This is a genomic window from Scytonema sp. UIC 10036 (assembly GCF_009725235.1).
On the sequence record NZ_WJFC01000031.1, the window covers coordinates 23,292 to 35,546 of the forward strand.

The following is a 12,255-nucleotide window of genomic DNA, read 5'->3' on the forward strand; positions in this document are numbered from 1 at the left end:
GTTATTTATAGATAATTCTTATTTCTAAACCTAAAGATAAATTATGCAGTACCAAATTTTTGTTCAAAGTCAAAAAGATAACTTTGTGGCATCAGTAGTTGGGATACCAAATATAATGGTTGAGGCGAATACAGAAGAAGAAGCTATTTCAAAGGTTAAAACGGCGTTAGAAACGCAATTAGCAACAGGTAAGTTTGTGACTATTGAAGTTAATCCCAAAGAACTACCTCACCAAGAAACAAATCAGATGAAGTATGCAGGAATATTTGCGAACGACCCAACATTTGATGATTTTATGGAGAAACTAGCTGCTATCCGCAAAGAATCAAATACAATGGTAGATGAGTGATGATTTATATTTTAGATACAGACCACTTAAGTCTTTATGGACGAAATCATCCTATCCTCATCCCAAAACTATTAGCAGCGAAAATACAACTAACAACAACTGCGATTAATGTTGAAGAACAATTAAGAGGTCGTTTGGCTCAAGTTGCTGAAGTAAAAGAGGGAGTCGTCCAATCAAATGCTTATCAGCGATTAGTTGAAACAGTCATGCTGCTATCGGAATTTAATGTCCTTCAGTATGACGAAAAATCTCAATCAATTTATCAAACCTTCAGAGCACAACGTATTCGTATTGGAACTCAAGATTTACGTATCGCTTCAATAGTTATTGCGAATAAAGGAATCCTCTTAACAAGAAATCTGCGGGATTTTGAGAAAGTTCCTGGACTAAATATAGAAGATTGGTCGAGTTAGCCATTAATTTTATTATGCCAATTAAAAATTACACGGGTTACTATCTGTGAATCTGTTCATCTTGATAAAATTGATCGCACAAGAGAGAACCGAGCTTGGTGTCAAGAAAGAGGTATTATAATGAGCGAACCTCATGACGGAAGACCTTTTCATAATTGCCACTGCTGACCGTACCAGATGTTTATCTTTTTGCACAAGCGATCGGCATTGTAGAAGCATCATTGCACTTTAGTTCTGGGGGATTGGGTAGCGATCGCTTTTCAACAAATGAAAAATGCAGTGCTACAAAAGTTAGTGGTTTGACGGCGAAGCGATCGACTACCTTCTTCAACTCCCTTAAGTATTGTAGAGAAATTGCGACAAGTCGTTTGGCATCGAACGCTTATGTACGAGATGATTGTTCGCGAGGTACTCAAGTTCTGACGGGGTCGAGCGGCGTCCTAGAACCGCGTTGCGATGAGGATGACGACCAAACCTTGCAATTACGTCCCGATATCCGCGTGCTTGCGCGGCAATAGTAAGGAATATCTCGGCAAAATCAAGTGCTGACAGTGATTCTCTACATTAACCTTAAGTAGGCGGCGTAGAAATTATCACTGTGTTGTAGTTGCGGTACATGCGAAGACAGCGCTACTACGAGCCAAATACAAAGATTTTACTTTTCGTTACATAACTATATCTTGAATGAGGTGAGGTCTTTCAGGAGGCGGAGCCTCACTTTAAGGCATTCCCAGGCTCCGCCTGGGAACGAGAGTCCCCCTACTCCCTATTGCTGTCTAACACCACCAACAACTGGCTTAACTTCACTGGGATCGGAGAAAGGATCGGTTCCACCACTCCAGTTGAAATCACTGATTCGGAAGCTGATACCACCTAACTGCTGTACTGGGTTATAACGCAAAGTGATTCCGTAGGTACGGCGGCTGTATTCCACCACGTAGTCTGTACTGGCGCGTTCTCCAGTGTCTAAGTTGATTGAGGTTTCAAATCCAAAACGAAATGGTCCGTAAATCTGCTGAGTAATGCCCGCTCTCAGCACTTTGTTATCCACGGAACGATCGAACAAAAAGGGAGATAAACCACTGTTAAGACCTTGGGAATAGCTAATCACAAAGCCAGTATAGTCAAAGAAAGGTCGGGAAAAGTGACCGAATTGCCCTTGTAAACCAACTGTTGCAAACAATGTATTTTGACTATCTCCACTGCTGTAATGACTGGTTGTTCCAGTTAATCCACCGAAAGCTTGCACGTAAGGTACAACTGGATTGGCTGTATACCGCAATCCTTGAGTGGGTGTAGCAGGTAATGGTTTCCCTTGCCATAGTGTTACTCCACCGTTCAGGGCTGCACTCGCTTGCAGGCGCGTCAGGGAGACACGATTGTTTCTGCGATCAACTTCTAGCAAGTCTGGGCGATCTGTATTCGCTTCGATTAATTGAGCACCCCCTTGGTAGCTGAGGTTAAGACCGCTTTTTCCTAGAGGAATAATGGGAGAGGTGATAATACCTCCAAGACTGCTTTGTACGGTTTGAAAGCCGAGGGTACCGTTGTAAAGTCGATCGCGATAGCTGTATTCCAGTGTGAGAGTGTGGGGGTTTTGCTCTCCTAAAAGTAACTGGCGCAGTCGCAAACTGGCTCTGAGGTTATCTTCTATATCATTCAGGTCGAAACTGGTCAATAATCCGGTCCCTTCTAGGGATGTCCGTGGACTCACAGTGGCTCTCACTGTTGATTTTATACCAAACAGCGACGCGGCATTCCCGGCTCCACTCTGTACTGCTTTTTGAGGGTAGAACTGGGGCGTAAGACTGAAGGTGACTCCTTCTGTATCTATAGGTTTAAAAGTCCGTTCAATATAAAGTCCTCCCCGTTGGTCGCCATCATAACCAATTGAGAACAATCCTGGTGTGACATCACGTTCCCTACGGTCAATCACTTCCTCGTTCTTGGGAATTGGTACGGAGAATCCTCGGTCAAAAACTAAACGCTGTCTTCTCGTTTTGATGCGATCGCGTAAAGGTGCTTCCCGTGTCAGGGTCACTGTATCTGCCCTGACTTCCAATTCAGGAGGTGAAAAGGGGTCATTGGTTAGGCGGACATTTCTCGCTTGCCAACCTCGGGAGTAAAAATCAATTCTTCCTGCTTCAAAACGGACGCGTCTGACTTGTCCCCCTTGTTGTGGTGTGGGTATGTTGCTTGCTCCTCCCCCACCGCCCAAGTTGACATTCAGCCCACCAGGGCTACCCGCTTGTAATGGTTGATTTTGTCTGATGCGATCGCTCAAAGGACGCGCTGGGACTCCTCCTGTTGTCACATCCGTGGGTAAAAAACTCAAATCCTGACCGGCACTGGGAATAAAAACCTCACCACTGCCGTTGAGTAATTCCCCATCGTCCTGAATAAAATTATATGTAAACTTCTGTCCGCGCAGAACTTGATCTCCCCGTGTCAGGGCAACATTGCCGTCCCCCACAGCAATCAAATTATCCATATTAACTTGCACGCGATCGGCATCCACAACAGCGCCATCAAATCTCACAACCACGTTACCCTCAGCCGTAATCACCCGTCGTTGCGCGTCATACTGTTGTCTGTCAGAAATAACTTCAACAATTCTTTCTCCTGGTGCTGGGGTGCTTGGTGCTGGAGTTGTACCGGATGGTTGGTTTTGTTGTGGTGTTGTGGTATTATTTTGCGTTTCGGGAACCGATTGAGTTTGGTTGGGATCGGGTTCTGTCCCTTCTTCACCACGCACTTTGAATTCTATTTGTACTGGCGGACGATTTGGAGATTGTTCGGTGGTGGTAGGGCTTTGATTTTGTACCTGGGCTGATTCTTCTACCGATGCCGTGTGCTCTTGGGATAAATTCTTAAGTCTCAGTGCTTTTGGTAGTTCTTTCGCTTGCGTATTGGAACCACTACCGTTATTGGGGCTGGAAGATTGAACTTGCTGTAGGGGATAACCAATGGAAAGATTCTCACCTAAAAATGCTGCACTTTTTGAAGCGGTAATAGGCGAAAATTCAGGTGGAAAAGTTTCTGGCTGACTGGGTGTGGATAGTGTTTGAGCAACTTGTAACTGGTTTTCAGTTGAAGTGTTCCCAGTTGTTTGGAAATCGAGTTTTTCCCGTCGTCCTTCAGACTTTTCCTTGTTTTCCGATGTCTTTTCCGACACTGGATTGAATCCAATCTCGCGGACAAGTGGAGTGGTAGGACTAGCTGATTGTACGGGTTCAACGATGGGAAGCGGTTCGGGCGGCAGAACTGGATGAAGCATATCAATCGAAAAAACAAGCTAACAAACAGCCAATAAATAGCCGGAAGGACAATACACTTTTTGCCTTCCGACTTTTGCCTTTTACACAAATTCAGGCAAGCCGCCCGGAGGAGGACACTGCTTTGGGCGGGTTTCCCCACTTGACACAAGCGCCCGTAGGCTTATTATGTATGAGCCTCCCGGCAATCGAGCGCGGACGATTTGTCGTGACTTTACTCGAAATCCCGACGACCGGGGTTACGAGCAGGGTCATTTGACAAAAAGCCAAAGACGAAGAGACCAACAAAGAAGGCAACAACTATATATACAACGATTTTTAAAGTCAGCATTTAGATATCTCCTGTGGGCTTGAGTGGCTCTCAGTATCTGCAACGCAGAAAAGATAGCTCTACTATCTTACCCAAATCTGGTTCATTTTTAGGAGATTGGGGATTGGGCAAAAGGGCATTGTTTTTCCCATGCTAGCTTGTCCTATTCACCAAGTTGGGTTTAGCTGCGGTTTTGGCGTTTTGCCTGTATGCCGACTTTTTGTAATCTGGCAGTATGGAAGTGACAGATGTGTCTGACTTTTAAATGCTCCTTAATTTTAAGTTGTGACTTGGTTAATGTCTTTAGTTAGTGGACGTTTAGTTAAAGTGGATGTTTCCGACACCAGAATTAGGAATTGAGGATTAAGAGGTAGGTGGTAGTACGACAAACGCATCCCCATTGCCCAATCCCCATACCCCTAATCCCCAGGGAATGGGGACTCCGAGTTCCCCATTCCGTTTTTCCTCTACAACATTATATTATCAAATGATAATATCGTAGTGAATTGTGGTTTTATAAGGAATAACAAATAGTGGTAGTGGAAACTTTTCCATCAGCCTTGGCACAAATGGCTGATTATTTTAAAGTTCTTTCCGAAGTGAGTCGCCTCCAGATTTTGTGCTGTCTCAAATCAGGTTCTAAAAATGTGACTGAGATTATTGAGCTAACTGGGCTTGGGCAAGCAAATGTTTCCAAACACCTCAAAATACTCTCCGGTGCAGGAGTTGTAATGCGATCGCCACAAGGAGCAAATGTATTTTACGAGATTGCCGACCCCATGATTTTTCAACTCTGTGACCTCGTGTATCAAAGTTTGTCTATCAGACTTGAGGAAAAAGAAAAGCAGTTGGAGTTACTGAAAACTTTGCGAAGCTAATTGAAACTTCTTTTGTGCCTATCTCATCAAATTTTTTGGCAAAAATTATTCCTTATTTCTACTTTATGTATTAAAATAACCTAACGTACTTACGTGTAATTTTTTGTCACGTCACTTAAGTTTTTTTACTTGAATGGAGTCAACTTCAAGAAAGTTTACACCTGAGCTTCTCATGGAAGTTCAAGCCAGCTTGCAATTGGCAATACCTCTAGTTATTGTCCAAATATTGGAGGCATCCATTCCTTTGCTGGATGGGATGATGATGGGCTTACTGAACGGTCAAACTTTAGCTGCGGGTGCCTTGGGTGCAGTCACTTTTTCCACCTTGGCTTCTGTTTGTCGTTCTGCGCTTTCAGCAGTAGGTGCTTCTGTTGCAAACGCTTTTGGAGCCGGCAAGATAGATCGAGTCAGCCATGCGGCAAGTCAGGGTGTTTGGTTAGCTGCAACCCTTTCCTTACCTATGATGTTTGTCATTTGGCATTTTGACTCTATTCTCCTGCTTACCGGTCAAGAGGAAGCTATCGTATCATTAGCTAAAACATATTTGCAAGCTATTGTTTGGGGTTTTCCTGCAGCGTTGGGTTTTTGCGTGTTAAAAGAAGTTGGGTCTGCCCTGAATCGCCCTCAATTCCTGACAGTCATTACAGTCGTTGGGTTAGTGTTGAATGTGGCTTTCAATTACGTGTTCATGTTCGGTAAATTTGGTTTACCGTCTCTTGGTTTAGCGGGAATCGGTTGGGCAAGCGCTCTTGTGCTTTGGTTGAATTTTATTGCTGCTGCCATTTGGGTATGGTGCGATGATTACTTTAAGAAATACCAAATCCATTGCACTTGGCGTCTGTTTGATAAGGATATGTTTGTGAATATCTTTCAAACAGGGTCATTCTTGGGTTTGCAGTATGCAGCAGAAATTGGCGTGTTTACAGCTATTGCCTTACTCATGGGTTGGTTTGGGACAGACACTTTAGCAGCTCACGAAATAACTGCTGAGACAGAAAGTTTTGTTGAGACAGTGTCCATAGGTGTTTCCTATGCCACGATGATGAGAGTAGGACAGTTAAAAGGACAAAACGATCTCCAGGGTGCAAGCAGAGCAGGATTCGTTGGTATTGCCCTGATTGCTCCGGTTGCAAGCATTGTGGCATTCATTTTTTGGCTATTTCCCAACTTTATTGTGGGCTTGTATTTGGATATCGGTCATCCAGATAATATGGAGATTGTAGGAACGGCAATTTCTTTCTTGGAAGTGGCAGCAATAGTGCAATTATTTTATGGGATTCAGACTATTGCTGCTGGTGCTTTAATAGGATTAAAGGATACCCAAACGCCAATGGCGATCGCTCTGTTTGCCTACTGGGGAGTGGGTATGGGTGGAGGTTATCTCATGGCATTCACGTTGGGTTGGGGCAGTACAGGTTTGTGGTTGGGTTTAGCACTTGGATTGCTTATAAGTACAGTGCTTTTAACTTTACGTTTTTACCATTTGACGTCTGAACCCAATTCATAAAGAGTATCTTTGCCGTGCTGATTCGACTATCTTGTCAATCAACTGGATGTAGGATAAACCTGCAAGCCCTGCCATAATAGACAAGTCAGAAAGAACATGGTTGAGACCTGGTAATGGATTGATCTCCAGAAAATTCAACTCACCGCTAGCATCGCAGCGCAAGTCCACACGAGCAGCATCCCGACACCCAAGGATATGGTAGGCATCTAATGCTAGTCGTTGCGCTTGTGCTGAAAGCGGTTCGGAATCTTCAATTAGACGATAGGATACCCGTTCTAGATATTCATCTTTGTTGAGAGCAGTATAGGCGACAGTCTCTGCTTTATTTGTAAACAGGACTTCCATCACGCCCACCACTCGTGCAGTGTTACCATTCCCAACAATGCCTACTGTGACTTCTCTCCCTGGGAGAAAGGTTTCTACAAGTACAGACTGATGGAATTTGTCGATCGCTTTTTGGCATTCCGTCACTAGCTCAGTGCGTTCTTTCACTAAGGAACGCCCTGTTACTCCTTTGGAACTTCCCTCAGCAACTGGCTTCAGGAAGAGTGGCATGGGTAGCGATACGGCTGTTGCTTCTCGGATACTCCCTACAACCTCAAATGGGGCTGTAGGTAAACCGCGATCGCGGACTACACTTTTAGCAAGAGCTTTATCAAGTGTAAGAGCACAGGTTAATGGGTCAGCAAAAGTATGAGGTTGAGCAAATAATTCACACACAGCAGGCACTTGAGCCTCACGAGAACGACCTTTGACCCCCTCGGCAATGTTGAAAATTAAATCCCAGCGATCGCCTTTTGTCAACCGCAAAGCAAGTTCTCTACCATTACCAACACGTTCAACCTGATGACCCAAACTATCCAGTGCCTTTTCCAACCCAATCAAAGTTTCTTCTGAGTCAAATTCCATCACTTCATCGGCGGTGAAACCTTTGTTCAGATAATCTTGCTTGAGGTCATAACACAAACCAATAAAAATTCCCATAATCTCAGCTTTATATTTCCGGATCTGTATATGTAAACGTCTGACCTTCCCAGTTACGAACCAGTGCTGTACCGTTCTCATAGGCGAGCAGTGTTTCTTTTTGAATAGGGACTTTGCCACCACCACCAGGAGCATCAATTACATAAGTTGGGACAGCGTAGCCCGTGGTGTGACCGCGCAATTTAGAGATCAGATCCAAACCTGTTTGTACGCTAGTCCGCAGGTGTGCAGTACCTACAACTGGATCGCATTGGTAGAGATAGTAAGGACGGACGCGCAGTTTCAGCAAACCGTGAAACAGCTGCTTGAGTGACTCCTCAGAGTCATTCACGTTTTTCAGCAATACAGTTTGACTTCCTAATGGAATACCACCGTCAGCTAGTAAATCACAGGCATACGCCGTTTCTGGAGTTAGTTCCCGTACATGACAAAAGTGTAACGACAGCCACACCCGATGCTTGCGAAGCACGGCAACAAGTTCTGGAGTAATCCGTTGTGGTAAGAAACTCGGTACGCGAGACCCAATACGTATAAATTCAATGTGTGAAATAGCACGCAATTGTCTTAACAAGTTGTCTAAGGGTTCGTCCGACATAAGCAGGGGATCGCCACCAGAAATCAGCACGTCACGTACCTCAGTATGCTCTTCTAGGTAAGCAACGATCGCTTCCATTCGTCGAGTCAGAGGGTACATTTCACCTTGACTAACTAAGCGAGAACGCGTACAATAACGGCAATATGCAGCACAAGAGTCAAGAGCAAGAAATAAAACTCTGTCAGGATAGCGGTGTACCAATCCGGGCACCACGCTGTCGTGGTCTTCACCGCATGGATCTTTCATATCCGCAGGATTAACTACAAGCTCTGCTTCTCGTGGTATGACTTGCAACCGTAGCGGACAAAGCGAATCTTCTGGGTCAAGCAGTGCTGCAAAATGCGGTGTCACGGCTATGGCAAACTTCTCAGGAGACTTCAAAAGTCCCTGTTCCTCTGCGGGAACAAGATGCAGCAAACGCTGGAAATGTTCTGGTTTAGTTAATCGATGCCGCATTTGCCAGCGCCAGTCATTCCACCGTTCTGGATCGTAAGTTTCCCCAAAAATTCGACAAATTTCCTGGCGTCGGGTGTTATGGATGACGATAGGATTGATTTCAGTGTAAACCATTATACTTAAATATACCCTTAGTTATTTGCAGTCAGTAAAAAAGTACCCACATATGATGGGTTCCGCGCCAATACTGCATATAGTTTTAATCGAAGTTCTTTACAAAGTGAGATGTGGTAATTACTGTAATAGAAGTAAAGAAATATTTGTATTTGATATGTATCGCCAAAAATCTATAGTAAAAGATAATACTGCAAGGGATAAGAATTTTTGTAGGTTGGGTTGAGGAACGAAACCCAACAAATATCTGGCTCACTTTAGATAAGCTATGCTGCGGAGTAGTTCATTATTTTAGGTAAGTAAACAGGAGGCGGAGCCTCGAGTAAGGCATTCCCAGGCGGAGCCTGGGAACGAGGTGCATGAGGTGCGAGGTGATATGAGGTTTTAATGTGGTGGAGTACTGGTGTTAACTCACAGTAGAAAGTTCCCGCTTGAAGAAAGCCTGTAAAACTCTGTCAGCAATTTGGGGACTTGTTAAACCTAATGCGGCTTTCGATTCGTTGGGTTCGGCATGTTCTACCAACAAATCGGGTATACCGATGCGTTTAACAGGAACTACGATATCGGCGTCTAAAAGCGCTTCTGCAATTGCCGATCCGAAGCCTCCTGTAATACAGCCCTCTTCCAAAGTCACAACGCGCCCAATTTTCTGAGCAAGTGGGAAGATTAATTCCGTATCTAAAGGCTTGGCAAAACGCGCATTAACCACAGTTGCTTCAATACCGTGTTCGCTAAGGATTTCGGCAGTTTGCAGTGCGGGTTGTACCATTGTGCCGTAGCCAAGAAGCAACACATCATCGCCAGTACGGAGAATTTCCCCTTTACCGATTTCTAAAGCCTCCCAGCCTTCCTCCATCAAAGGAACACCGTAACCGCTACCACGAGGGAAACGCATGGCGATCGGTCCGGATGTGTGATTGATACCAGTGACTACCATCCGTTGCAATTCTGCCTCGTCTTTAGGTGCCATGAGTACCATGTTGGGAACGCAACGTAGATAGGCAATATCATACATTCCCTGGTGTGTAGGACCGTCAGCACCAACAATTCCTGCTCTATCCATACAGAAGAATACTGGCAGGTTTTGAATGCAAACGTCGTGAATAATTTGGTCGTAGGCACGTTGTAGGAAGGTAGAGTAAATAGCAACAACCGGACGCATACCTTCAGATGCTAGTCCGGCTGCTAAGGTAACAGCGTGCTGTTCGGCAATGCCTACATCTATATATTGATTGGGTAGCTTTGCTTGCAATTTATCTAACCCCGTTCCTGTTGCCATTGCGGCGGTAATACCAATAATTTTGGGGTTTTGTTCGGCAAGTTGAACCAAAGTGTGGGCAAAAACTTTATTATAACCGGGTGGCTTGGGCTTATTGGAGGGAACTGCTTTCCCTGTCGTTAAGTTAAAGGGAACTTGGGCATGATAGCCAACTTTATCTTGTTCGGCAATTTCATATCCTTTACCCTTGACAGTTGCGACGTGTACCAAAACAGGTCCTGGAATTTGATGCGCCTGTTGGAAAGTGGCAATTAATTCCTCTAAATTGTGTCCATCTACGGGACCGATGTAAGTAAAACCCAGTTCTTCAAACACAGCGCCAACCTTGGGAACAGCCAAGCGCTTCATCCCTTCTTTGATGCGTTCTAGTTCGGGTGAAAGGGATTCTCCAACAAAGGGAATATGCTTGACTTGTTCTTCAAAATTATCTTTAAGGAACTGTACTGGCGGACTCAGGCGCATTTTGTTTAAGTAGCGGGGAATCGCACCAACGTTGGGAGAGATGGACATTTCATTGTCGTTAAGGACAACCAGCAGGTTAGTCTTGGGCAAATGTCCGGCGTGGTTGATAGCTTCTAATGCCATACCACCAGTCAGCGCACCATCACCAATGATAGCGGCAACTTTAAACTTTTCTCCTTTGAGATCCCTTGCTAAAGCCATGCCCAATCCAGCAGAGATACTGGTGGAAGCGTGTCCCGCACCGAAATGGTCAAATTTACTTTCACATCGCTTGAGATAACCGGCAATTCCGTCTTTTTGCCGCAAAGTGTGGAAGTTAGGGTAGCGCCCTGTAATGAGTTTGTGAGGATAAGCTTGGTGTCCTACATCCCAGATAACCTTATCGCGGTCTAAATCCAGCGTTTGGTAAAGCCCTAGGGTCAATTCTACAACTCCCAAACCAGGTCCGAGGTGTCCTCCAGTTGCTGCTACAGTTTGAAGATGTTTATCTCGAATCTGACGGGCAATTTGTTGTAACTGGCGAATCGACAAACCATGCAGTTGGTTGGGATGAGTAATTTCACTCAAGTGCATAACTATAGGGTTTTCCTCTCTACTTTTTGCATTTCTGATTTTCCCACGGTGGGGTTGTCAGCTTATGAAGCCATTGTCAAACAGTTACAAAAAAGAACCTAGTACATGAAGGCAGAAGTACGCTTGTTTGAGGGCAGAAGGCGCAAAAGCTTTGATTGTAAGCTTTTTATCTGTTACTAATGGTCTATTTATCTACGCGCCAGCTGTACTAGCAGCAAAAAACAACAGGAAAATATTTATTTCCCCTTTGTCTCCCTTGTCTTGACTGTGTCTAAGATTCTCCCTCGCTCGCATCCGGAACCTCTGGCGTTTGCGGTTGCGGCTGCTGTCTTTGTAAATACTGACTTAAGACAAAAGCCATGTCCCCACGAGTCATGGGCTGCAATGGGGAGAGATTTCCTTGTCTATCGGTATTGACAAATCCCTCGCTAGCTGCTGTAGCGAGTGCTTTCCTCGCCCAAGCTGGTATAGACGCAGCATCGGGATATGAGGCAAGAATCTCATTGACCGTTTCATCAGGGAATTGAAAAACGCCGTAAGCTTGTGCAAAAATTGCTAAAGCCTCCGCTTTTGTAACTCTTTGATTCGGGAAGAATAAATTTCCCCGATAACCCTTCATAATATCAGTTTTTAAAACTATTTGAACATCATTAAACGCGGGATTGGAAGGGGATACGTCAGCAACTTTGAAATTTTCTTTGGTAGCCGCCTGTCGTTTATCCAGTCGAAATGCTTTTACCATAATCGAAGCTAATTCTGCTCGGCTGACAAACCGTTGTGGGTAAAAATTTCCATCTGGAGCGTTAGACATGAATTTGGCAGCAACAACTTGTGTTATGGGATCGGATGGTTGTTCGGTGTTGGCTTGCTCAAGTGCGATCGCTCTTAGCGCAAGCCTCCCCCGGCTTATCGCCACATCGGGAAAAGATTGTAGTAGTGCGACTAATGAGAGAGTACTTAGAAGCTGACGCATAATTGTATACACTTTAAGCAACTACTGCTCTTCAAAACCTCTTTAAAGACGAATATACAGGATGAGATGTTGCAACCTAGTAGTTTG

General features: G+C 44.7%; 11 protein-coding genes. 4 read left to right on the plus strand and 7 right to left on the minus strand.

Translation table 11 applies throughout. The features are described from left to right. Positions 1-43 precede the first annotated feature (43 nt). Entirely contained in the window at positions 44-349 is a 306-nt protein-coding gene (locus tag F7734_RS16745) for a type II toxin-antitoxin system HicB family antitoxin (RefSeq protein ID WP_155745758.1), read from the plus strand. Continuing rightward, positions 349-762 (plus strand): type II toxin-antitoxin system VapC family toxin, encoded by a 414-nt coding sequence (locus tag F7734_RS16750; RefSeq protein WP_155745759.1) that lies wholly within the window; start codon positions 349-351, stop codon positions 760-762. The genes F7734_RS16745 and F7734_RS16750 overlap by 1 nt, the downstream gene beginning before the upstream one ends. A gap of 336 nt (positions 763-1,098) precedes the next feature. Here F7734_RS16750 and F7734_RS16755 read toward each other — a convergent pair whose 3' ends face one another. The 3 genes from F7734_RS16755 to F7734_RS16765 form a co-directional block, all read right to left on the minus strand. Next, the gene (locus F7734_RS16755; RefSeq protein WP_155745795.1) at positions 1,099-1,314 is read right to left on the minus strand and encodes a DUF924 family protein; all 216 of its coding nucleotides are present in this window, start codon (positions 1,312-1,314) and stop codon (positions 1,099-1,101) included. Between the two features lie 214 nt (positions 1,315-1,528). Then, positions 1,529-4,039 (minus strand): DUF3769 domain-containing protein, encoded by a 2,511-nt coding sequence (locus F7734_RS16760; protein ID WP_155745760.1) that lies wholly within the window; start codon positions 4,037-4,039, stop codon positions 1,529-1,531. 212 nt (positions 4,040-4,251) lie between these two features. Beyond that, on the minus strand, positions 4,252-4,368 hold the full coding sequence (locus F7734_RS16765) for a photosystem II reaction center protein I (protein WP_155745761.1): 117 nt from the start codon (positions 4,366-4,368) through the stop codon (positions 4,252-4,254). A gap of 509 nt (positions 4,369-4,877) precedes the next feature. Here F7734_RS16765 and F7734_RS16770 point away from each other — a divergent pair. Both F7734_RS16770 and F7734_RS16775 read left to right on the plus strand, forming a co-directional pair. After that, positions 4,878-5,225 carry a metalloregulator ArsR/SmtB family transcription factor gene (locus tag F7734_RS16770; RefSeq protein ID WP_347566221.1) on the plus strand — a complete coding sequence of 116 codons (348 nt, stop codon included), beginning with the start codon at positions 4,878-4,880 and terminating at the stop codon, positions 5,223-5,225. 172 nt (positions 5,226-5,397) lie between these two features. Further along, positions 5,398-6,732 carry an MATE family efflux transporter gene (locus F7734_RS16775; RefSeq protein ID WP_243146919.1) on the plus strand — a complete coding sequence of 445 codons (1,335 nt, stop codon included), beginning with the start codon at positions 5,398-5,400 and terminating at the stop codon, positions 6,730-6,732. On the opposite strand, the gene F7734_RS16780 is transcribed toward F7734_RS16775, so the two are convergent. The 4 genes from F7734_RS16780 to F7734_RS16795 all read right to left on the minus strand — a co-directional run bounded on the left by F7734_RS16780 (position 6,727) and on the right by F7734_RS16795 (position 12,168). Continuing rightward, on the minus strand, positions 6,727-7,716 hold the full coding sequence (locus F7734_RS16780) for a D-alanine--D-alanine ligase (RefSeq protein ID WP_155745763.1): 990 nt from the start codon (positions 7,714-7,716) through the stop codon (positions 6,727-6,729). The genes F7734_RS16775 and F7734_RS16780 overlap by 6 nt on opposite strands. Positions 7,717-7,726: 10 nt before the next feature. Continuing rightward, positions 7,727-8,881, minus strand: a complete 1,155-nt coding sequence (locus F7734_RS16785) for a KamA family radical SAM protein (protein WP_155745764.1) — start codon at positions 8,879-8,881, stop codon at positions 7,727-7,729. A gap of 406 nt (positions 8,882-9,287) precedes the next feature. Further along, a complete protein-coding gene (gene dxs, locus F7734_RS16790; RefSeq protein WP_155745765.1) occupies positions 9,288-11,195 on the minus strand; it encodes a 1-deoxy-D-xylulose-5-phosphate synthase in 1,908 nt (635 codons plus the stop codon). A gap of 271 nt (positions 11,196-11,466) precedes the next feature. Continuing rightward, complete coding sequence (locus tag F7734_RS16795; RefSeq protein WP_155745766.1) at positions 11,467-12,168, minus strand: S-layer homology domain-containing protein; 702 nt, start codon at positions 12,166-12,168, stop codon at positions 11,467-11,469. Between the last annotated feature and the right edge of the window lie 87 nt (positions 12,169-12,255).